The sequence below is a fragment of the Thermoclostridium caenicola genome, assembly GCF_900142095.1.
In the GTDB taxonomy this organism is placed as follows: Bacteria; Bacillota; Clostridia; order DSM-8532; family DSM-8532; genus Thermoclostridium_A; species Thermoclostridium_A caenicola.
The window spans coordinates 1-22,153 of the sequence record NZ_FQZP01000026.1; the positions used below are offsets into that span (position 1 = coordinate 1).

A 22,153-nucleotide genomic window follows, 5' to 3' on the forward strand; every position below is an offset into this window, starting at 1 on the left:
TACTTGAGATTTCAACTCCATGCTCTCTTTTTTGCAAAAAATGTTGGAGCACCGAAGTTATTTCCCTTCGGCACCCCAACATTTATTATAGAACCCAAAATTAAAGCCCGTGCTCGAAAGAACAGGGCTTATCACAAACAGAAAAGCTGCATAGGCGTTGGATGCCGGCATCCAAAGGCCAGGGAAGATGGGCCGACTCAGGCCGGATTATTCCTCTTCCTTGGCCTTTATTTTACCCAGCAGAATGACAATGATATAGAAGATGATCAGTACGCCGAATACGCCCAAAAGACCCAGTCCGCTGATTTTTAAACCATTTATGATATTTTCGCTCATTTTATCATCATCCTTTTCAACAGATTGCATGTCCTATTTCATCATATCTTAAACCAAACCGATCAGGCGGCCCACAAGGACCAGGATCATGCTGCCGGCAACCACCGATCCCAGCTGACCCGAAACATTGGCCGCAACAGACTGCATCAGGACGAAATTCATGGGATCCTCTTCTTTTGCCATTTTCTGAATCACACGGGCGGACATGGGGAAAGCCGAGATGCCTGCGGCGCCCACCATGGGATTGATCTTTTCCTTCCGGAACATGTTGATGAACTTGGCAAACAGCACACCGCCGGCGGTGTCGAAGATAAAGGCTACCAGGCCCATCAACATGATCACAAGGGTTTTCCAGTTGAGGAATGAGGAAGCGGTCATGGTTGTTCCAATGGTAATGCCAAGCAAGAGGGTTACCAGGTTGGCCAGCACGTTTTGCGCTGTCTCAGACAACCTGTTCAGCACACCGCATTCCCGGATAAGGTTTCCAAACATCAGGGCGCCGACCAGGGCTACGCTTTCCGGGGCGATCAACCCTGCGAATATGGTCACCAGGATGGGGAAGAGGATCTTGGCCAGCTTGCTGACCTTACGCTGATGGAAGTTCATGCGGATCTTCCTTTCCTCAGGGGTGGTCAGAAGCTTGATGACCGGCGGCTGGATGATGGGGACCAGCGACATGTAGGAATAGGCGGCTACGGTAATGGCGGCAATGAGTCCCTTGTCCAGCTTGAAGGCATTGGCCACATAAATGGATGTGGGGCCGTCCGCAGCTCCGATAACGCCTATGGCTCCCGCCTCGGGCAGGCTGAAGCCGAACAGCAGGGCCACCATCATGGTGGCGAATATGCCAAACTGGGCAGCGGCGCCGAAGAACAGCATGAATGGTGTCTGGAACAGGGGTGTAAAATCGATCATGGCACCTACTGCGATGAAGATGAGCACAGGGAAAAGCTCATTGGCAATGGTGTTGTTGTACAGGAATCCGAATACGCCCGTTTCTCCGTCCGGACCTGTAAAGATGTTTGTCATGGGGATATTGGTGAGGATGGCTCCGAATCCTATCGGCAAAAGCAAGGCGGGTTCATAGTCCTTCTTGATTGCCAGATAGATCAGGATGCCGCCGATGGCAAACATCACGAGCATGCCAAGAAATTCTAGCCCAATTTCCCTGGCTATATCCATGTTCTGGTTGGAAAGCGCTGCTATCAGTTCGTTCAGTTTTTCCAGCATTTCCGATGTTCCTCCTTGGGCACGGTGATTTCCGGTGTTGATGTATATGCGCCAAACAATGCAGGACCTTTATTTTCCTGCTGTTTTCAGCTTCAGATAGTAGACCTTCTGGATGGTGACATCCTCGCACTCAATCTCTTCGGATTCAATGGTAAATTTGTTCTTATAAAGCTTTTCGGCCACTTTTCCGTATTCCGCTGTCTCCTGGGCTCTATCGATGCTTGTGGTCACATACTCATCCAGATCGCCCGCGATCTGAATGATCTTGCCGATGTTGCCCAGGGTCATGTGCTGTTTCAGGAAGGCCTTAACGAAGTTGATCTGGTTCTGCTTCCGCTCCAGATCCCCGATGCCTCTGAACTTGCCGTTCTCGTCATAACCCTGCCTGAACCTGACGAAGCCTTCGGCCTGCTTGCCGTCCAGGTGCTGGAAGCCCTTCTTCAGGTCCACTGAAAAATTCTGTACAGGATCGGTGTACTTCATGCGGTAGGGCACTTCAATATCCACGCCGCCGAAGTAATCCACGATACGGGCAAAGCTGGAGGGCTTCATATAGATAAAGTCGTCAATATAGATGCCGAAAACCTCTTCAATGAGATCGCAGGTAAATTCGAACTCGGCGTTCTGGAAACGCCCGGCTCCCTCCTTGTATTTTATCATTCTGCCGATGGTATGGGCCGCATTGATCTTGAATATGCCCTTGGCAGAAGTGTACTTGGGGAATGCCTTCTTGAGCTTTGCCAAAACCTCGTCGCTGTAATCGATGTAGATATCCCTTGGGAAGTTGATCAGCTTGACCGTATTGGCCTCCTCGTCGATGCTGGCCACCATAAGCGTGTCGTAGTTGGCGCCTTCCGCATCGGCGCCGATGATCAGCACGTTGATGCTTTCCGGATTCGCCAGGGATTTATAATATTTCTGGTTCTTCGTCAGCGCAAAAGGCTTGTTTGTCGCAACACGTCTTTCCTTGATGCTTTTGCTGCCTTCCTCCGGGCTTAAAAACCTCCCGATGAACTCGCCTGCAGGTGTTTTGTGCAGGACCAGTACATAGAGTGCCGCCAGTCCGGCAAGGATGAACAGGATAATCTCAACGATCAGGATTTTCTGCAATATGCTTCGTTTTTTCTTTGCTGCTGCTTTTTTTGCTGCCATAAAACTCCCAATCCTCTTTTAGTACATTACACATTCTTGCACAGTCTACCCGGCCTGTCAATCGTCGCTTCTTCCCTTAAGTTTTCTCATGATCAAATCCTTGGAAAAAAGGCCGATCATAAACAGGACACAGGCCACAATGAAGATGACAAGCGCAAAAACGTAATTTTTTTGCTGAATGTTTGCGCCTATCAGCGACGATCCCACCAGCCCGGGAAGGCGGGCCGTGAGAAAAATGACGAAGAACCGAAAGGGTTTGAGGGGGGAGAGCCCGGCAATATATACGAGAATATCCTTGGGAAGGCCCGGTATGAGAAAGAGGAGAAAGACGATCATCTCGCCCTTCTTGTTGTTCAGAAGGAAGCTGAATTTATCAATATTTGCCTGGGAGATGAGCGCCGCGATCACCCTGTACCCGAGCAGCCTGGCCGTAAAAAAGGCTATGACGGCGCCAATCATGATCCCGATGACCGAATACAGGGTGCCAAGGACCGTTCCGAATATATATCCGCCTGCGATCTGCACAAATTCCCCGGGGATGGCCGCAATGATGACCTGCAGCACCTGGAAACCGATGAATACCAGGATGCTTAATGCGCCATAGGAATCGATGAATTGACGAAAATGATCCGGGTTGCCCACAAGCCTGGTGATGGCAGGAGCATACAGTATGGTCAGTGCGACGATGGCACCGATGAACAGGATGAAGAGAAACAACTGGATTGCAAAACGCTTCTTGCTTGTATTGATGACGCTTTCAGGCTTTCCTTTCATACAACGACAATCAAACCCCGACTATTTGGTCTGTTTTTGGGAATCAAACCCTGTGTGGTTCCTGCCAGGTCCGGCAATACCGACTATTATCATAACACGAAAATGATAAATAAAGACGAAAACCTATATCAATTTATGAAAAAATAAAGACCGCCTGAAAAGGTGAAAGATGGGTGTGAGCAATATCCCGGCAATACGCAAAAGCATGGCATAATTATGGTATAATGCACCTGTTGGCGGGGTTACCCCTGTTTTACAAAAGCCAAAAGGATATGTCAGGGTGGTTTTATGGTAACAGCAAGCCGCAGTCATTCGCTCAGTACTGTTGAAAACTATTTGAAGTACAGGCTCGACTATCCTGAAAAACTGATTGACTTTTTATACGACGCATGCGACTTTTCCAGGGAATCGGTGATTGCCGATATCGGATCAGGCACAGGTACCTTCACGAGGCACCTGCTGGAACGCGGCAGCAGGGTGGTGGCCATAGAACCCGACAGGGAACTGCGTGAAACAGCGGAAAGGATTCTGTCAGACGAATTCCCGCGTTTTTTTTCGCTGGAAGCATCCGCAGAGAATACCACGCTGTCCGATGCATCCGTCAATCATATCGTGTGTGCCCAGTCTTTCCACTATTTCGACGGTGAAAAATGCCGGAGGGAGTTCAGACGCATCCTGCGGCCGGAGGGCTCCGTAGTCCTGATTGGCATGAAGCCTGCCGGTGACGACGAGTTTGCCCGGGAATGCGATGCGCTCATCCGGAGATATTCAGGATACGGGCGGGGGAAGGACGGCGCGGATATGGACAGCGTCTATTCGGCCTTCTTTTCCCCTTCCGGGGTTTCGAGCTTTTCGCATTCCGGTCAGTTATCCCTGGACTTTGACGGTTTCTGCGGAAGGCTTTTTTCCTCCTTCTGCCTTCCCGGACCTGGGGATGACAGATATGATGACCTTCTGGAGGAGATGGAGCTTCTTTTTGAGCTCTATCAGCAGTCAGGAAAAGTCAATTACAGGTATGAAATCCGCGCTTATGCCGGAAAACCGGATGCGGCCATCTGACAATAAGCGGGTTTTGATGCCGACGGCAGACACAGGTCTGCCGTTTTGTATATTTTTGTTAATAAAATCGACTTCTGACCTGCAAAAGGCGTATGGTTTCCATATTGTTTATTTGATCACTGAAAAGGTATAATACAAATGTGGAGTTTCAACCATAATTCTTGCCACAACCAAGAGACGGCGCATGTTGACTTTTGATTTAGGCAGTGCTAACTTTTATGATGATACGCATTGCATATAAGCAATGACTCGCTGTATGAAACGGAGAGATTGTTATGGAGAAGTTGATATATCTGGATCACGCGGCAACCACTTATGTGAAACCGGAAGTGTTTGAGGCGATGAAGCCTTATTTTGTCGAAGAATATGGCAATGCCTCCTCCATTTACTCCATTGGCAGAAACAACAGGAAAGCTGTTGAGGAGGCCAGGGCCACTATCGCCAGATGCATTGGGGCTTCGGAGCCTGGCGAGATCTACTTTACCGGATCGGGTACCGAGGCCGACAACTGGGCCATTAAAGGAGCGGTTTACGCAGCCCGCAAAAAGGGCGGAAAGCATATCATCACATCGGCCATTGAGCATCCTGCGGTCCTCGAAACCTGCAAGTATCTCAAAAAAGAGGGCTATGATGTGACGTTTGTGCCTGTAAACTCTGAGGGATTGGTCGATCCGGCCGACGTGGAAAAGGCCATCAGGCCTGATACGGCTCTTGTGAGCATCATGTATGCCAACAATGAAATCGGCACCATCCAGCCCATCAAGGCCATTGGAGAGATCACCTGGAAGCACGGTGTGCTGTTCCATTGCGACGCGGTTCAGGCAGCCGGCAGCATCCCCATCGACGTTAAGGATCTGGGCGTGGACCTGCTTTCCATATCCAGCCACAAGTTCTATGGGCCCAAGGGTGTTGGTGTCCTCTACATCAGGAAAGGCGTGCGCCTGGAAAACCTGATCCATGGCGGCCACCAGGAGCGGGGCAAGCGTGCCGGCACCGAAAACGTCGCGGGTATTGTCGGTATGGCCAAGGCTCTGGAGCTCGCCGTTGCCAATATGGACCAGTATTCCAAAAAGATCAGGCGCCTGAGGGACAAGGCCAGGGAGCAGATCCTGAACCGGATTCCCTATGTGAGGGTAAACGGTTCCATGGAGCACAGGCTTCCCGGGAATCTCAACGTGTCCTTTGAGTTTATCGAAGGGGAATCCCTCCTTCTTTTGCTGGACATGAAAGGCATCAAGGCATCCAGCGGATCGGCCTGCACATCGGGCTCCCTGGATCCGTCCCATGTCCTGCTGGCCATTGGCCTGCCCCATGAAATCGCTCACGGTTCCCTGCGGCTGAGCTTTGGGGAAGCCAATACCGAGGAAGAAGTGGATTACCTGGTGAATTGCCTGGCGGAGATCGTGGAGCGGCTGAGAAGCATGTCTCCTCTCTATGAGGATTTTTTAAAGGCGAATAAGTAAAAACCTTCATATTTATGATATAGAACGGAAAGGACTGAAATAAATGTATAGTGAAAAAGTAATGGACCATTTCATGAACCCGCGAAATGTGGGTGAGATAGAAGACGCCGACGGTGTTGGCCAGGTTGGCAACCCCAAGTGCGGCGACATCATGAAGATGTATCTGAAAATTGAAGACGGCGTGATCGTGGATGCCAAGTTCAAGACGTTCGGCTGCGGTGCGGCTGTTGCCACCAGCAGCATGGCGACGGAGCTCATCAAGGGAAAGACCATCAAGGAGGCTGAACAGATTACCAACAAGGTTGTTATGGATGCCCTTGACGGTCTGCCGCCCGCAAAGGTCCACTGTTCGGTTCTCGCCGAGGAAGCCATCGCGGCGGCCCTCCAGGATTATCGTGCCAGACACGGCCTGGATACCGACGGCGAGTATGCGGGATGCAGTGGATGCTGCGGCGGATGCGGTTTCAAGCACGATCATGGAGTGGAAGAAGACGGGGAGTAAGATGGCTGTCCTTTTGGACAGATGAAGATACGGAAAAACGGAGGATTGGAACAGGGGCTGGGCCGGCAGAAAACATGCGGCCTCAGTCCCTGTCCGATTGGTGGTCAGGGTATGAGATGTTTTGTGGCGATTGAATTTGATGACGGCACCCGGGCAGTTTTGGACGGGATTCAGGAGTATTTGCGCGAAAACGGGATAAGGGGAAACTTTTCCCGCCTGCCCAACCTCCATCTCACCCTGAAATTCCTCGGCGAGGTAAGCCCAGCGTCGCTGCCGGCGCTGGAATCGGTATTGCAGAAAGTTGCCTTAAGGCATGAGCCTTTTGTTTTGGAACTTGGGGAATTGGGTAAATTCAGCAAAGGAAGTCGTCCGATCATATGGTGCGGCATAAAACCAAATAAGCAGCTTTTCAGCCTGCAGAAAGATCTTGCGGATGAATTGGCAGCAGCGTTCAGCGAGTTCTCCGGACAGGAGAGGTATAAGCCTCACATCACCCTTGTGAGAGAAGCTGCGCTGGATGATTCCCGTGGTTTTGCCGGAAAAACTGCCGTCAGCCATGCATCGGAAGGCACCCCCCTGGACGATTTGCTTAAGCATGCGCGCGTACCCGAACACAGGATCGCCGTGGGCGGTATATCGCTGATGGAAAGCACACGAAGGGAAGGAAAGCTTGTCTATCTTCAGCAGTCGTTCTTTCCGCTCAGCAAAAACTAACGTATTAGATGCCGGTTTTCTGGAGGTATGCAATGCCGGATGCCCTGAAAAAGACCATATTTTCTGTAATCAAGATCCTGCTTATTGCCCTGGGTGTTTTTGTACTCATTAAAATCGGGCGTTACTTTGTGCCTTTTATCATTGCATTCGTTTTTTCTTCCCTGATAGAACCCCTCGTCAAATTTATCGAGACCAAGCTGCGCATATCCCGAAAAATCGGTTCGTTTTTTTCCATCCTGGTGGTGCTTGGCGCCATCCTGACCATACTGGGCCTTTTGATCGCAAGGCTCATCAAGGAAATCATCAATGTTTACAACAGCCTGAATATTACCTTTGAAGGCATAGCCGACTTTTTTGACAGTGTGATCAGGGAGGCCAACAATCTGTTCCTGAAGCTTCCCGTGCAGGTGTCCGACAGCATCAACAACGCCATCAATAATCTGTCCAACAACCTGTCAAACTTCCTCAAACCGGTTGCGGATCTGGCCACCGGCACGTTCCAGTTTGCCATATCATTGCCCCAGGCAGTGATCTTCATCCTGGTGACCATCCTGGCCACATATTTTATGTCCAGCGACAAGCACAGGATTGCCCAGTTCCTAGATTCCCAGATTCCTTCAGAATGGCTGAAGAATACGAGGAACGTTATCAATAACCTTTTTACAGCGCTGTTTGGATGGCTGAAAGCCCAGCTTATCCTGATGACCATTACCTTCAGCGAGGTCCTGGTCGGGTTTTTGATCATCGGCATTGAAAATGCCCTTCTCCTGGCGCTCATCATCGCCCTGGTCGATGCCCTGCCGATTCTGGGCACAGGCTCCATCCTGCTGCCCTGGGCCGTTATCGATCTGCTGTCGGGCAATACGAGACAGGGGCTCTCCCTGGCGCTGCTCTGGCTGATCATCATCTTTGTCCGCCAGCTCATTGAGCCCAAGGTGGTCGGCCAGCAGATAGGCATTCATCCGCTGTTTACCCTGTTCGGCATGTATCTCGGTCTTAAGTTCATGGGTGTCCTCGGTATGTTCCTGGGACCCATCACGATCGTGATCATCAAGTACATCCTGGAAAGCATCCTGAAAACCGAAGGCCTTAAAGGTTGGTTTGAAAGGAATTTCAGGGGAAAGGAACCTGCATCGACGGCCAGGGAGCCGTGTAACGCGGGTGAGGATTTGCCCGAGCCTCCCTGAACCGCAGCCTGATTAAATCGTGCTGATAAAAAATCCCGCCATAAGCGGGATTTTTCGTATGCTTTCATCCGAAGAACGTTGCAATATACCCCATTATTTGCTTTCGGTTTCATCGATTATGGTTGGTGTTGCGGGGGCATTGCGGATTTCAGTGTAAGTGCTGTTGTCATAGCTGCCGCCGAATACGGAATACCTGATATCGGTCTCGGTTACCGTTTTGACCATGTTCTCTTTGAGTTCGCTTATGACAGCTTCCTTTCCCTTATCCTTTACGGTAATGACTAGAGGGACGGCAATCAAAACCAATATGAGGGCAATGACCAGAGCGGCTGCCAGCCCAATGCCTATGAGTTCTTTTTTGGCCGCAATAAAGACTGAAAACATCAGGACGAAAAAGATGATGCTCAACGTATTGTATGCTTTCTTGGCGTTTCCGCTAAAAGCCAGACGGGTGCGGACGCTTATCCTTTTGCCTTTCTCTCTGCGATATAGGGTTTTTTCAAACTTCATTTCCTCACCCCACAGATTTTCCAAACGTTCCGGCATAATCTTACCACAGCCATGGAAGGAATCCAAGATGATCCAAGGGGACATCCCTTCTGGATCTTCCAATTAAGGAAGAACCGGGAGAGCTGTCCCCCTGGATCATGGTTTGGATCACTTGACGTACTATTGTTTCAGGCCTTCCTGGAGTTTGCTCAGGGCCTTCTTTTCGATACGGGACACATAGGAGCGCGAGATGCCGAGGCTTTCCGCCACTTCGCGCTGCGTTTTGCCGCATCCGCCGCACAGCCCGTACCTGAGCCGGATGATGATCTGCTCCCGGCCTTCCAGGACGGATCGTATCAGGCGGTAAAGCTTTTTAATTCGCTGCGTCAGGTCAACCTTTTCTTCCACTTCCTCATCTTCGCAGCCCAGGATGTCGATGAGGGAGATCTCGTTACCTTCCTTGTCGGTACCCAGGGGCTCGTTGAGGGATACCTCGTTCTGAAGCTTTTTGGATGCCCGCAGGTGCATCAGGATTTCGTTTTCAATGCACCGCGCCGCATAAGTGGCCAGTCGAATTCCCTTATCCGGATCATAGCTTGACACAGCCTTGATCAGGCCAATGGTTCCAATAGAGATTAAATCATCCGAGTCGGCGGCGTTCACGGCATATTTCCGCGCCACGTGCGCCACCAGTCTGAGGTTATGTTCGATCAGCAGGTTTCTGGCATCTTCATCGCCTTTTCGGCAGGCGTCGACGAGACGAATCTCCTCTTCCGCAGAAAGCGGTTGGGGGAAGGATTGGGGGCCTGTTATAAAACCGGCCAGCAAATACTGCGACAGCAGTTTGGAGCATAGGGACACCAAAGGGGCAGGAAACATCTTGAATACCTCATAACAGTGTCGCAAATATAGTATATGCATGGGTGCCATGACTTGACACAGGTTATTGGATGGTAAAGATGCAAGTCCAAAAACGGCAGGTTGCATAATTGGAGGCTATGGACAGGATTTGTCCTGACCGGGTATACCAAAGGCTATCTTGATTTTTTCTTTGTAAAACAGTATTCTATTTATGATGAAGCATGTCTGTCCAGCGCAGTATTATCCTCTATAAGAAATATGCTTCTGAAATTGTTTTATTCCCGGATTGCAATTTTGATTGAGGTGGAATATGGAGAATCTGATCGCGAGAATAAAGGAAGGCTACCCGAATTTCAGCAAGGGACAAAAGCTTATAGCCAACTATATAACCGAGCATTATGACAAAGCGGCATTCATGACGGCTGCCAAGCTGGGAAATGAGGTGGGCGTCAGCGAATCGACGGTGGTCCGTTTTGCCATAGAACTGGGATTCGACGGCTATCCCAAGCTTCAGAAAGCCCTGAGGGAAATCATTAAAAGCAAGCTCACTTCCGCCCAGAGGCTGGAAGTGTCCTCCACCCAGATCGACCCGGAAAATGTGATGAAAAGTGTACTTCAGGCCGATATGAACAAGCTGCGGGTGACCCTGGAAGAAGCGGATGAAAAGAGCTTCAACGCCATCGTTGACGTGATCCTGAATGCCAGGAGGATCTATATCCTGGGCGTCAGGAGTTCCGCTCCCCTTGCCAGCTTCCTCGGATTTTACTTCAACCTGATATTTGAAAATGTCAGATTAGTGCATACTACCAGTGTCAGCGAAATGTTCGAGCAGATCGTCAATGCCAGGGCGGGGGATGTGGTGATAGGCATCAGCTTCCCGCGTTATTCAAGGCGCACCGCCAAGGCTCTGGAGTTCGTCAGCAAGCAGGGCGCCACGGTGGTGGCCATAACCGACAACCAGAACTCGCCCCTGGCCAGGTATGCGGATTACTGCCTCTTCGCCCGAAGCGACATGGCGTCCTTCGTTGATTCCCTGGTGGCACCGCTGAGCATGATCAACGCCCTGATCGTTGCCATCGGGCTGAAGCGAAAGGAGCAGATCCATGCGACGCTGGAAAAGCTCGAAAAGCTCTGGGAAGAGTATCAGATCTATGAAAATGAGAATGACGATCGGCACACCTCGCTGAATCGCGATTAACAGCCGGAGGTTGAACAACGTTTTGAGCAATAAGCGTGTAGGCATCATTGGCGCAGGCCCGGCCGGGCTTATGGCAGCAGGCCGGGCGGCCGAGCTCGGGCATAAAGTGTATGTGTTTGAGAAGAACAGGCGTGCCGGCCGCAAACTCATGATAACCGGGAAAGGCCGGTGCAACATCACCAATGCATGCCCTGAAGAGGAACTGATCAGGCATATTCCCGGAAACGGGAGGTTTCTGTATTCATCGCTCAGCCGTTTCTCCAACCACGATATAATGGCCTTTTTCCAGGATCGCGGCGTCAGGCTGAAAATCGAAAGAGGAAACAGGGTGTTTCCCGAATCCGACAAGGCTTCGGATATCTGCGACGCCCTGGTTGATTATGCCCTGAAAAACCGCGCCGTCATCAGGTACAATGCCAGTGTTAAGGATGTTGTTGCCAGGGACGGACAGGTGAACGGTCTTATCCTGGAAAACGGCGACTTCTATGAACTGGATGCGGTGGTGATCGCCACGGGAGGACTGTCCTATCCCCTCACCGGTTCAACCGGGGACGGCTACAGGATGGCCCGGAAGCTGGGGCACACGGTCACCGATCTCAAACCCTCCCTGGTGCCGTTGGAGACCGTCGAGACCTGGGTGAAAGAGGTTAGCGGCCTGACCCTTAAGAATGTGGGCCTCACCGTGTACGATCCAAACGGCAGAAAAGTCTTTGAGGAACAGGGCGAGATGCTGTTCACCCATTTCGGGGTATCGGGGCCCCTCATCCTGAGCGCGAGCCGGCATATTCTGGACTGCGGCTTTTCCGGAGCCCAGCTGGTTATCGACATGAAGCCCGCCCTGAGTGAGGAGACCCTGGACAGGCGCATCCAGAGGGACTTTGAGAAATTCTCCAGGAAACAGTTTTCCAATGCGCTCCATGAGCTCCTTCCAAGAAGCATGATTCCTGTGGTCATCCAACTGCTGCGGATACCGCCGGAAAAGCCGGTGCACCAGATAACCCGCCAGGACAGGCAAAGGATGGTTTCCCTGCTGAAGGGCATCCGGCTGACGGTTTCGCGTTCAAGGCCCATCGCTGAGGCCATTGTTACGGCAGGAGGCATCCGGATCAGCGAAATTGATCCCAGGACCATGGAATCGAAACTGGTCAGGGGCCTGTACTTTGCCGGGGAAATCATCGATGTGGATGCCTATACGGGAGGCTACAATCTGACCATTGCCCTGTCCACCGGTTATACGGCCGGAAACAGCATATGATCCATTTCCTGTACTGCTGCGGAAATCGTATGAACCATCCGTGCCATGGGAAAAATGGGGATATCCATCCATGGTATCAGGTGGTTATATGGATTTTCTCATGAAGTTTATGGCCATTGCCATGCTCCTTTTGCTCATCGCCGTGCAGCTGGCGCACCTGTCTCCGTACGGAGAGAGGTTTCGTACCGATCAATTGAATGGGGTGCCCATCGGGGCCTACCAGTCCGTTATCGGCAAGGGCTATGCCACGCTGAACCTTCTGGGGGAGTATGCGGCAAACAGCGCTTCCCTGTATATCAACGGCCTGCACGTGATGGTGATCGACAAGTTCCCTGTAAGACTGGAACTGAATGACGGGGACGTGGTGGAGATTCACGCCGCGCCGCATACCCATGCCTTTTATGTTTACCTTTCGGACAAGAGCAGCGGACTTTATACCGATATGAAGGAAAAAACGGTCAAGGTGAGCCCGGGCATGAACCGTATCCTGCAAGCCCATGTCAGGGACTGATGAATTGCCCTTGTCCTGTCGGTTAATTTCCAATATAATCAAAATGATAATGGATGGAGGATACCTTTATGAACCACCATGAGATGCTGGGCAGCAGGGATGTTGTCAAGGCTGCCATACGGATGGCGCTGACAAACGACAGGGAAGAAGAGAAAATGCTGCAGAAGGAATTGGCAGGCATCGGCATCAAAACGTCCGCCGTGGATTTCGGCGGGGAATTCATCAGTTCGGTGACCCGGATCATTGAACGGGCGGTTGTATCCGCCAAGCGGGAAGGGGTTATCGAGGAATCCCACGCCGAGGAAGGCGCTGTGGCCGGCGCGGCCAGAGAAGCCCTTTCCCAGGTTATGCCGAAGGCCATCGGCCTCAATGTGGGCGGAAAGATTGCCGTGGCAAGGCATGGTGTACATGTAAGCGTCGCCGTATTCTTCGGCATCGGTTTGCTCCATCTCAACGATGTGGCCATCGGTATCGGCCACCGCGTGGTCTAGTCCATGGGTATGCCATGGCTGGGCACAGCATGTTCAGCAAATGGGGGAAAAGCGCTTGAAAACCATCAGAATAGCCATCGACGGCCCATCGGGCGCAGGCAAGAGCACTTTGGCCAAAAGGATTGCCCGGGAACTGGGAATCATCTACCTGGACACGGGCGCCATGTATCGCGCTGTTGCGCTGAAAGCCATCAGGCTTGGGATTGATACCAGGGATCGTGAGAACGTTTCACGCCTCATGGATGACATTGATATTTCGGTGGAATACCACGACGGTACACAGCGCATCTATCTGGACGGGGAGGATGTTTCTTCCGCCATCCGGACCAATGAGGTTTCCATGGGTGCTTCCAATGTCTCGGCTTTTCCGGAGGTGCGTGCAAAGCTTGTAGCGCTGCAGCAGGAAATTGCCAGGAACAACCCGGTCGTCATGGATGGCAGGGATATCGGGACCAAGGTCCTTCCCGATGCCGGCCTAAAGATCTTCCTGACAGCCTCGGTTGAGGAGCGGGCCCGCAGACGCTTTCTTGAGCTGAAGGAGAAAGGGCTGCTGGACAAGACCTTTGATGAACTGGTTGCCGAGATAGAGGAGCGGGATCGCAACGACAGCACGAGGGAACATTCCCCGCTGAAAAAGGCTGAAGATGCTGTCGAGATCGATTCCACAGGAAAGTCCATCGATGAGCTTGTGGCCATGATTATGGATATGGTAAGGAAGAGGTTTTGATCAATGCTCTACAGCATAGGCAAGGTATTATGCATCCTCTATTTCAGGCTGTTTTACAGGCTCAGGGTTATCGGCAGGGAAAACATCCCGTCTTCCGGTCCTCTTCTCTTATGCGCCAACCATCCCACCGCCCTGGATATGTTCCTGGTTGCTTGCATGGTTCCCCGGCGGAAGGTCCATTATATGGCGAAGGCGGAGCTTTTCAGAAACAGGTTCCTGGCCTGGATCATCCGAAGCCTAGGCGCTTTCCCGGTCAGCCGCGGAAAGGGTGACGTGGGATCGGTAAAAACCGTATACAAGCTTTTGGAAAGCGGGAAAATCGTGGGGATGTTCCCGGAGGGGACGCGTACCAGGAAAAAGGACCCCAATAAAAGGAAGCCGGGTATTGCCCTGTTTGCGCTCCATTCGGGCGCACCTGTTCTGCCGGTGGCCATCAAAGGGGATTTCAGGCTTTTCAGGAGGGTGGATCTGATATTCGGGAAACCTTACAAGGTCACCTCGGAAGCTGCCGACGGCACAGGGAAATCCTATCCCAAGGAAGAACTTGTCAGGATTTCAAACGAGATCATCGACAGCATTTATGCGCTGATGGATCAATAAAATCGCAGGAAGAAATCGAGGTATGCAGATTGGAGATTATCGTTGCCAGGTATTCCGGCTTTTGCTTCGGAGTGGACAAGGCGGTTAAGACGGCGTTCAATGTTCAGTTTGACCAGTGCGACGGAAGGGTGTTTACCCTGGGCGAGCTGATCCACAATGCCCAGGTGATAGAAGCCCTCAATAAAAAGGGCATACAGGCAATTAACGACATTGATGAACTTAGGGAAAATGACTGCGTCATTATAAGAGCCCACGGCATCGGCAGGCATGTCTATGAGATGCTCAGGGAACGCAACGTCAGGATCATTGATGCGACATGTCCTTATGTGAAGCGCATCCACGAAATTGTCAGGGAAAAACATGACGAAGGCTATCAGATCGTCATTGTCGGAGATCCCACGCATCCTGAAGTGATAGGAATAAACGGCTGGTGTGATGGAAAAGCTTTGATTGTATCCGATGAGAAGGAAGCAGAAGAGCTGGCCTGTTCCGACGCGCGGATGTGTGCGGTGGCTCAGACCACCTTCAGGCGATCAAAATACGATGCGATCTTTGAAACTCTTAAGAAAAAGTTTGCATTCGCATTAAAATTTGATACAATATGTAATGCGACTGTGCAGAGACAATCGGAGGCTGCAAGGCTTTCCAAGGTTGCTGATGCAATGGTTGTCATTGGTGGAAGGAACAGCTCCAACACGCAGAAGCTCTATGAAATATGTCGCCAGAATTGTCCGCAGACATATCTTATAGAAAATGCCAGCGAGCTTCCTTCATTAAAAAATATTAAAAATTTAAAGACAGTTGGGATTACCGCTGGGGCTTCAACACCTGATTGGGTAATCAAGGAGGTTATTTTTCACATGGAAGACATGACAAAAAGGCAGGAAGGCGAGATCGATTTCAGCAAAGCCTTGGAGGAAAGCTTTACGGAGATCAAGAACAATGACATCGTGAAGGGGAAGATTATTGGATACAATACCACCGATGTATTCGTTGATCTGGGATATAAGGCTGATGGTATTATTCCGATGGATGAATTCATTGATGATCCCGATTTTGACCCGGAGAGGGATTTAAAGCCCGGCACCGAAATCGAAGCGATTGTTACCAAGCTGAACGACGGTGAAGGCAATGTGGCTCTCTCCAAGAAGAGGATGGATGCCATCCGTGGCTTTGAAGAGCTTGAAAATGCCTTTAAGAATGAACAACCTGTTGAAGCAATAGCCAAGGAAGTTGTCAAAGGCGGACTCGTTGCCGAATACAAAGGCATCAGAATCTTTATCCCGGCATCCCAGGTAAGCGACAAGTATGTCAAGGATCTGTCTCCTTACGTTGGCAAGAAGATAAAAGTCAAGATAACCGAAATGGCCAATAAACGCCGCATTGTCGGTTCCTGCCGCGTCCTCATTGAAGAGGAAAAGAACAAGAAGGCCGAGGCCTTCTGGAACGAAGTGGAAGAAGGCAAGGAGTACACCGGTACCGTCAAGAGCCTGACAAAGTTCGGCGCCTTCGTTGACTTGGGCGGCGTGGACGGCCTGATTCACATCTCCGAACTCTCCTGGAAGAAGATCGACGATCCTTCCGAGGTTCTGAAGGTTGGGGATAAGGTAACCGTCAGGGTTATCGGTGTGGACAGGGAAAAGAAGAAGATCTCCCTGGGCTACAGGAAGGCCGAGGACAATCCCTGGTACAAGATCGAGGAGAAATACCATGTGGGCGATATCGTAACAGGTACCATCAAGCGCATGGTTCCCTTCGGAGCTTTTGTGGAGCTTGAAGAAGGCGTTGAGGGTCTTGTCCATATCTCCCAGATTTCCAACGCCCGGATTGCCAAGCCCGACGAAGTGCTTTCCGTGGGCCAGACAGTTGAGATGAAGGTCATGGAAGTCAATCCGGAAATCAAGAAGATCAGCCTCAGCATCAAGGAGGTCAAGCCCATCGATCCGGTTCGCGAGGGCGAAGAACCTGCCGAAACGGCCGAGGAGGATCTTCCCACCGAGCATACCGAGGAGATGTCCACAACCATAGGCGACCTGCTCAATGAGAAGAAATAACCATACAACTGAAGATCAAACGGCAAGACACGGGAAACGGTCTTGCCTGCCAGACGGCAAGACCGGAACAACCGGTCTTGCTGTTATGTAAAAGGCATTTTTTCTTTATCTGCAAAGGATTTTGTGGAATGTGGGGGTCAAATGGATAGATTCGCCGATTATGAAGAGTTCAAGGCTTTGTTTTTCAAGCTTTCCTCCATTGATCTGAATCTATACAAGGAAAAGCAGATGAAACGCCGTATCATCTCTTTTGCCGAGAAGTACGGTTTCTCGACCTTCTGTTCCTTCCTGGATGCGATCAGGGGCAACAAGGAACTGAGGGATGTGTTCATTGGCTATCTGACCATTAACGTTTCTGAGTTTTACCGAAATCCTGTCCAGTGGCAGCTTTTTGAAAAGCGGATCCTGCCTGAGGTCTCCCGGCTCACCAACAAGAGGATGGAGGAGCTCAGGATCTGGAGCTCAGCCTGTTCCACCGGCGAGGAGCCCTACACGGTGGCCATGATCCTGAGCAAGTTCGTTCCGCTCGAAAGGATCAGGATCCTGGCCTCCGATATCGATGTGGATGCGATGGATAAGGCGAAAAAGGGTATTTATCCTGAAAGAAATCTTAAGGAGCTGCCGGCTGATTTTGTGGAGAAATATTTCACGAAGCACGAAAAGGATACGTACATTCTGTCCGAGAAGGTCAGGAACTGCGTGGAATTCAGGCAACTGAACCTCCTGAAGGATCCTTTCCCGAAGAACATGGATATCATCCTGTGTCGGAATGTGCTTATATATTTTACTGAGGAAGCAAAAGAATATCTGTTTGAGGAATTGTCCAGGAGCCTTGTCCCGAACGGTGTGCTGTTCATTGGCAGCACCGAGCAGATCATCAATTACCAGAAATATAATCTGAAACCCCTGGATACCTTTTTCTATCAGAAAGTCGGTTAAAGGTCCGGGGCAGGCGCTCCATCGCAATATGGGAGGTATTGATCATGGTCAAGCTTGAGGAAATGAGCAGAGAAGAACTGATAGAAATTGTCAGGATGAAAGATGAGCTTATCAAGGAGCTCAAAGAGGAGGTTGCCGCATACCGGGTTCTTGTGGAGGAGCTTCAATCCAAGCTCGGCATGAGGGAAAACAATTTCTCAGGAAACGGTGACTGAAAATGTTTGCCTACCTTAAGGGCGTGCTGAAGAAGAAATTGGCCGACTGCATCATCCTGGACGTGGGTGGGGTCGGCTACCGGGTATATACAGCATTGACCCCTCATTATTACCAGAGCGAGACGGGGAAAGAGGTCACGGTCTTTACGCACATGATGGTGCGCGAGGATCGCCTGGCCTTGTTTGGTTTTTTCTGCGAAGAAGAACTGAAGATGTTCGAGCAGCTGATAACGGTGAGCGGAGTGGGGCCAAAAGCTGCGCTGGCACTGGTGGGCGCTATTCCGCCGTCCCAGTTTGGCCTGGCAGTCCTGACCGATGACGTGGACCGTTTCGTCAAGGCGCCGGGCATCGGCAAAAAGACTGCGCAGCGGATTATTCTTGAACTGAAGGACAAGCTGAAGAAGGAAGCCATGGATCTGCCGGAAATGGAAGACATCCGCGGTGTTCCTGCCGAAACAGCCGGAGATACCAGGCTGAGCGAAGCCGTAAGTGCGCTGGTCATGCTTGGATATACACCCTCCGAAGCTCATCGTGCGGTGGCTGCGGCCTACAGTGAAGACAAGACCGTTGAGAACATTGTGCGTGACGCGCTGAAGGCCATGCTATAGCGTGAGAAACCGGCAATATGACCAGGAAGGTGAAAGCATTGCAGGAAGAAGGACGCCTGACAGGCCGTGAATACAGAAAGGATGATTTTGACGAGGCAGGATTGAGGCCGCGCGTCATGGATGAATACATAGGCCAGGAGAAGGTCAAGGAGAACCTCCAGGTCTTTATTCAGGCCGCCAAGAAACGGCGTGAAGCCCTTGATCATGTCCTGCTGTACGGTCCGCCCGGCCTGGGCAAGACCACGCTGGCAGGCGTAATCGCCAGTGAACTGGGAGCCAACCTGAGGGTGACCTCGGGACCTGCCATTGAAAGGCCGGGAGATCTGGCCGCCATATTGACCAACCTGGGTGACTACGATGTCCTGTTTATCGATGAGATACACCGCCTCAACCGTTCCGTTGAGGAAATCCTGTATCCGGCCATGGAAGATTTTGCGCTGGATATTGTTATTGGTAAAGGGCCCAGCGCCCGTTCCATCCGCATTGATCTGCCCCGGTTTACGCTGGTGGGAGCTACCACCCGTGCCGGGCTTCTCACTTCCCCGCTGAGGGATCGGTTCGGCATTGTCAACAGGCTTGAACTTTATACTCCGGATGAACTCAGACGAATTGTTGAGCGGTCGGCTTCCATTCTGGGCATCACCATCGATCCGGATGCGGCCACGGAAATCGCCAAGCGCTCCAGGGGCACGCCGCGAATTGCCAATCGCCTGCTCAAACGCATCAGGGATTTTGCCCAGATCCATGGGGACGGGCACATCGACCTGAAGGTTGCGCGCTATGGCCTGAACGCCCTTGACATAGACGAACTGGGGCTGGACAGCGTGGACAGAAACGTGCTTCTCTCCATCATCCAGAAATTCGACGGCGGGCCGGTGGGCCTGGACACGCTTGCCGCCACCACCGGCGAAGAAGCGGATACCATTGAGGATGTCTACGAGCCGTATCTGCTCCAGCTTGGCTTCCTGCAGAAGACCCCGAGGGGCAGGAAGGCCACCCGGCTTGCCTATGAGCATCTGGGCATCCCGTATATGACCGGGGATGACGACCAGATTTCCTTGTTGGATTGAGTGAATCGTATGCCAAGTGTATGTGGTGCAGGGAGGGATGCAGCAAATGCCAATAAAAGTTGGATTCATTGGCACTGGAAACATGGGTGGTGCCCTGATTAGAGCAATTGCGGCAGGTAATGAACAACAGAAATACAGAATCCTTGGCTATGATGTCAACCGCCAGGCGCTGGATCAGCTTGCCCGTGAAACCGGGTTGGTGGCGTGCGAAAGCGCCCGTGAACTGGTATCGGCATCGGATATCGTCTTCCTTGCCGTCAAGCCCCAATATGCCAGGGCGGTACTGGAGGAAATCAAGGATGTCCTGGAAAGCAATATCCTGGTCACCATCATCGTGGGATTGCCCATATCCTGGTATAAGAACATCCTCGGCAGCCAGGCGCGGGTTGTACGGACCATGCCCAATACCCCCGCCCTCGTAAGGGAGGGGATGACCCTGGTCTGCTTTGACGGGACCCTGAAACGCGAGGAAAAGGAAACTGTTATGGAGCTTCTGCGGTATTCGGGCATGGCCGAGGAACTGGAAGAAGGCCTCATGAGCGAAGTAACCGCGCTGACCGGAAGCAGTCCGGCCTATGTATTCATGTTCATTGAGGCCATGGCTGATGCGGCCGTGCAGTCGGGAATACCCAGGCAGCAGGCATACAGGCTGGCGGCCCAGGCGGTTTTGGGATCGGCCAAAATGGTTCTGGAGACAGGAAAGCATCCGGCGGAGCTGAAGGATATGGTCTGCTCGCCGGCAGGCACCACCATTGAGGCGGTGGCCGAGCTGGAGAAGGCCGGATTCAGGAGCGCCGTTATCCGGGCCATGGGGGAATGCACCCGCAGGGCCAGGGAGATCGGCAAGCAATGATTTGGACGTGTTGGGTGTCATTGTGAGGAGCGAAGCGACGAAGCAATCTCAAACCGTCCGGATATTTTATTGGATTAGAGGTACACCATGAATTATTACGAGAAAACCATCAAATCCGAACGCCTCTATGAAGGGGCCATTTTTGATATGGAGAAACTTACTGTGGAACTTCCCAACGGGAAAATCGCCTATCGGGATGTGATCAGGAACCCGGGCGCCTCAGTGATCGTTCCATTAACCGATGATGGGTATGTCATTATGGTCAAACAGTTCCGAAAGCCCATCGAGGCTGTTTCTTTGGAGGTGCCGGCGGGGAAAATGGATCCCGGAGAGGATCCGCTGCAGTGCGCCCAAAGGGAACTCAAGGAAGAGACGGGGTATACCGCGGAAAAATTCAAAAAGATACTGACCCTTCACCCGGCTCCTGCTTTTGCGGACGAGGCGCTCCATGTCTTTGTGGCCAAAGGCCTGTCCAAAGGCGAGGCATCCCCGGATGAGGACGAATTCATTCATGCATTCAAGTACAAGCTGGATGATGTTATCCAACTGATTCAGGATGGTGTCATCAGGGATTCCAAGACCATTGCCAGCATACTTTTCACCGCCAGGCTGCTGGAGACCGGCGGGCTGGATTTCTGAAGCCGGACAACTGTTGGAAACGGCATGACAAAGAATATTGGGCAAGTAGGCAGGTGTATTCATGAAGCATGAACTGACAATAGGATTGGCCGGTTTGGGGCTCATCGGCGGTTCCATCGCCCAGGCGCTGAGAAACCGAAGCGACAAATACCGCATCATTGCCTGGGACAGGGACAGTAAGACCCTCGAAAAAGCCTTGTCCGACAGGGCTATTGATATTGCCGTCACTTCTGAATTGACGGAATTTCAGGCCTGCGACATGGTTTTCCTCTGTGTGCCGGTGTATGCCATGAAGACCGTACTGGAAATGCTTATGCCGCACCTTAGGCCTGATTGCGTGATCACCGATGTGGGCAGCACCAAGGGGGATGTGAGCCGGATCATGGCCGAAGCGGGCGTGTCGGACAAGTATATTGGAGGGCATCCGCTGGCCGGTTCGGAGAAATCCGGCTATCAGGCTGCCAAGGCCAATCTTTTTGAAAACGCCTACTATGTGATCACGGCCGACGAAAGCACACCAGAACACAGAAAACAGCTATTGAAAAGCGTTATCCGGGACTTGCGGGCCATTCCCCTCGAAATGACCCCGGAAGAGCATGATCGGGTAACAGCCGCCATCAGTCATGTACCCCATGTGGTGGCATCCCTCCTGGTTAACCTTGTGAAAAGGCTGGACGGTCCCGAAGAGTATATGAAGACCATTGCCGCCGGCGGTTTTAAGGATATCACAAGGATTGCCTCATCCTCCCCGGAACTTTGGACCGGCATCTGCCTGTCCAACAGGGAAAAGGTCCTTCAAACCCTTGCCGTGCTGGAAGAACATCTGTCCGAGTTCTGTAGCATGCTCCAGCAGGGCGACAAGGAAAAGCTTACCGACTTTTTCAGGACTGCCCGGGTTTACCGCAATTCTTTCGCCGATATGCAGAAGAGCATCATCCAAAGGGATTTCGATATTGTGGTGGATGTGGAGGACAAGCCTGGCATCATCGCCACCATTGCCACAGCCCTTGCGCAGAAAGGGATCAATATCAAGAACATCGGTATTGTTCACAGCCGCGAAAACGAGGAAGGCGCCCTGGAGATCCGATTCGAGGACCAGGAATCCATGAATGCAGGCATGGAAACGCTGCGCGCTCTGGGGTATGGGGTCAAGGCCAGGGTATAAAGAATTTTACTTGTTTTCAAGATTATCCTTTGGCTTTTCAGCTGTAGTTGTTAATTTGTGG

At 51.6% G+C, this 22,153-nt stretch carries 25 protein-coding genes; 19 read left to right on the forward strand and 6 right to left on the reverse strand.

What is annotated here, in order from left to right; all coding sequences use genetic code 11:
• Nucleotides 1–207 precede the first annotated feature (207 nt).
• From F3H12_RS13590 to F3H12_RS07890, 4 genes are all read right to left on the reverse strand, one after another.
• Complete coding sequence (locus F3H12_RS13590) at nt 208–336, reverse strand: hypothetical protein (RefSeq protein WP_279231992.1); 129 nt, start codon at nt 334–336, stop codon at nt 208–210.
• 48 nt (nt 337–384) lie between these two features.
• A complete protein-coding gene (locus F3H12_RS07880; RefSeq protein ID WP_479694072.1) occupies nt 385–1,479 on the reverse strand; it encodes a sodium ion-translocating decarboxylase subunit beta in 1,095 nt (364 codons plus the stop codon).
• A 156-nt stretch (nt 1,480–1,635) separates the two neighbouring features.
• Complete coding sequence (locus F3H12_RS07885) at nt 1,636–2,718, reverse strand: LCP family protein (RefSeq protein WP_149678799.1); 1,083 nt, start codon at nt 2,716–2,718, stop codon at nt 1,636–1,638.
• A gap of 57 nt (nt 2,719–2,775) precedes the next feature.
• A complete protein-coding gene (locus F3H12_RS07890) occupies nt 2,776–3,492 on the reverse strand; it encodes a TVP38/TMEM64 family protein (protein ID WP_149678800.1) in 717 nt (238 codons plus the stop codon).
• Nucleotides 3,493–3,780: 288 nt separating this feature from the next.
• Here F3H12_RS07890 and F3H12_RS07895 point away from each other — a divergent pair, with 288 nt between their 5' ends.
• From F3H12_RS07895 to ytvI, 5 genes are all read left to right on the forward strand, one after another.
• On the forward strand, nt 3,781–4,551 hold the full coding sequence (locus F3H12_RS07895; RefSeq protein ID WP_149678801.1) for a class I SAM-dependent methyltransferase: 771 nt from the start codon (nt 3,781–3,783) through the stop codon (nt 4,549–4,551).
• Between the two features lie 275 nt (nt 4,552–4,826).
• A complete protein-coding gene (gene nifS, locus F3H12_RS07900; protein WP_149678802.1) occupies nt 4,827–6,014 on the forward strand; it encodes a cysteine desulfurase NifS in 1,188 nt (395 codons plus the stop codon).
• 43 nt (nt 6,015–6,057) lie between these two features.
• Nucleotides 6,058–6,516 (forward strand): Fe-S cluster assembly scaffold protein NifU, encoded by a 459-nt coding sequence (gene nifU, locus F3H12_RS07905; protein WP_149678803.1) that lies wholly within the window; start codon nt 6,058–6,060, stop codon nt 6,514–6,516.
• Nucleotides 6,517–6,627: 111 nt separating this feature from the next.
• A complete protein-coding gene (thpR, locus tag F3H12_RS07910; protein WP_149678804.1) occupies nt 6,628–7,230 on the forward strand; it encodes an RNA 2',3'-cyclic phosphodiesterase in 603 nt (200 codons plus the stop codon).
• Nucleotides 7,231–7,262: 32 nt separating this feature from the next.
• Entirely contained in the window at nt 7,263–8,417 is a 1,155-nt protein-coding gene (ytvI, locus tag F3H12_RS07915; protein ID WP_188118438.1) for a sporulation integral membrane protein YtvI, read from the forward strand.
• Between the two features lie 93 nt (nt 8,418–8,510).
• Here the strand turns inward: ytvI and F3H12_RS07920 are convergent, their stop codons facing one another.
• A complete protein-coding gene (locus tag F3H12_RS07920; protein WP_188118439.1) occupies nt 8,511–8,927 on the reverse strand; it encodes a hypothetical protein in 417 nt (138 codons plus the stop codon).
• A 159-nt stretch (nt 8,928–9,086) separates the two neighbouring features.
• On the reverse strand, nt 9,087–9,785 hold the full coding sequence (gene sigK / locus F3H12_RS07925) for an RNA polymerase sporulation sigma factor SigK (RefSeq protein ID WP_149678807.1): 699 nt from the start codon (nt 9,783–9,785) through the stop codon (nt 9,087–9,089).
• A gap of 292 nt (nt 9,786–10,077) precedes the next feature.
• Here sigK and F3H12_RS07930 point away from each other — a divergent pair, with 292 nt between their 5' ends.
• The 14 genes from F3H12_RS07930 to F3H12_RS07990 all read left to right on the forward strand — a co-directional run bounded on the left by F3H12_RS07930 (nt 10,078) and on the right by F3H12_RS07990 (nt 22,092).
• A complete protein-coding gene (locus F3H12_RS07930) occupies nt 10,078–10,965 on the forward strand; it encodes a MurR/RpiR family transcriptional regulator (protein ID WP_149678808.1) in 888 nt (295 codons plus the stop codon).
• 22 nt (nt 10,966–10,987) lie between these two features.
• Nucleotides 10,988–12,220 carry a BaiN/RdsA family NAD(P)/FAD-dependent oxidoreductase gene (locus tag F3H12_RS07935; RefSeq protein WP_149678809.1) on the forward strand — a complete coding sequence of 411 codons (1,233 nt, stop codon included), beginning with the start codon at nt 10,988–10,990 and terminating at the stop codon, nt 12,218–12,220.
• Between the two features lie 70 nt (nt 12,221–12,290).
• Nucleotides 12,291–12,731, forward strand: coding sequence for a hypothetical protein (locus F3H12_RS07940; protein WP_188118440.1), 441 nt, complete (start codon nt 12,291–12,293; stop codon nt 12,729–12,731).
• A gap of 68 nt (nt 12,732–12,799) precedes the next feature.
• Nucleotides 12,800–13,222: a HutP family protein gene (locus F3H12_RS07945; protein ID WP_243133228.1), complete on the forward strand. Its 423-nt coding sequence runs from the start codon at nt 12,800–12,802 to the stop codon at nt 13,220–13,222.
• 55 nt (nt 13,223–13,277) lie between these two features.
• Complete coding sequence (gene cmk / locus F3H12_RS07950; RefSeq protein WP_188118441.1) at nt 13,278–13,949, forward strand: (d)CMP kinase; 672 nt, start codon at nt 13,278–13,280, stop codon at nt 13,947–13,949.
• A 3-nt stretch (nt 13,950–13,952) separates the two neighbouring features.
• Nucleotides 13,953–14,549 (forward strand): lysophospholipid acyltransferase family protein, encoded by a 597-nt coding sequence (locus F3H12_RS07955; RefSeq protein ID WP_149678812.1) that lies wholly within the window; start codon nt 13,953–13,955, stop codon nt 14,547–14,549.
• Nucleotides 14,550–14,578: 29 nt separating this feature from the next.
• Entirely contained in the window at nt 14,579–16,603 is a 2,025-nt protein-coding gene (locus F3H12_RS07960; RefSeq protein ID WP_149678813.1) for a bifunctional 4-hydroxy-3-methylbut-2-enyl diphosphate reductase/30S ribosomal protein S1, read from the forward strand.
• A 141-nt stretch (nt 16,604–16,744) separates the two neighbouring features.
• Nucleotides 16,745–17,542, forward strand: a complete 798-nt coding sequence (locus tag F3H12_RS07965) for a CheR family methyltransferase (RefSeq protein WP_149678814.1) — start codon at nt 16,745–16,747, stop codon at nt 17,540–17,542.
• A 44-nt stretch (nt 17,543–17,586) separates the two neighbouring features.
• Nucleotides 17,587–17,757 (forward strand): hypothetical protein, encoded by a 171-nt coding sequence (locus tag F3H12_RS13240; protein WP_188118442.1) that lies wholly within the window; start codon nt 17,587–17,589, stop codon nt 17,755–17,757.
• 2 nt (nt 17,758–17,759) lie between these two features.
• Nucleotides 17,760–18,365, forward strand: a complete 606-nt coding sequence (gene ruvA, locus F3H12_RS07970; protein WP_149678815.1) for a Holliday junction branch migration protein RuvA — start codon at nt 17,760–17,762, stop codon at nt 18,363–18,365.
• Between the two features lie 17 nt (nt 18,366–18,382).
• The gene (gene ruvB, locus F3H12_RS07975) at nt 18,383–19,435 is read left to right on the forward strand and encodes a Holliday junction branch migration DNA helicase RuvB (RefSeq protein ID WP_149678816.1); all 1,053 of its coding nucleotides are present in this window, start codon (nt 18,383–18,385) and stop codon (nt 19,433–19,435) included.
• A 46-nt stretch (nt 19,436–19,481) separates the two neighbouring features.
• Nucleotides 19,482–20,288 carry a pyrroline-5-carboxylate reductase gene (gene proC, locus F3H12_RS07980; RefSeq protein ID WP_149678817.1) on the forward strand — a complete coding sequence of 269 codons (807 nt, stop codon included), beginning with the start codon at nt 19,482–19,484 and terminating at the stop codon, nt 20,286–20,288.
• Between the two features lie 87 nt (nt 20,289–20,375).
• On the forward strand, nt 20,376–20,927 hold the full coding sequence (locus F3H12_RS07985; RefSeq protein ID WP_149678818.1) for an NUDIX domain-containing protein: 552 nt from the start codon (nt 20,376–20,378) through the stop codon (nt 20,925–20,927).
• 61 nt (nt 20,928–20,988) lie between these two features.
• On the forward strand, nt 20,989–22,092 hold the full coding sequence (locus tag F3H12_RS07990) for a prephenate dehydrogenase (RefSeq protein ID WP_149678819.1): 1,104 nt from the start codon (nt 20,989–20,991) through the stop codon (nt 22,090–22,092).
• Nucleotides 22,093–22,153: the final 61 nt, after the last annotated feature.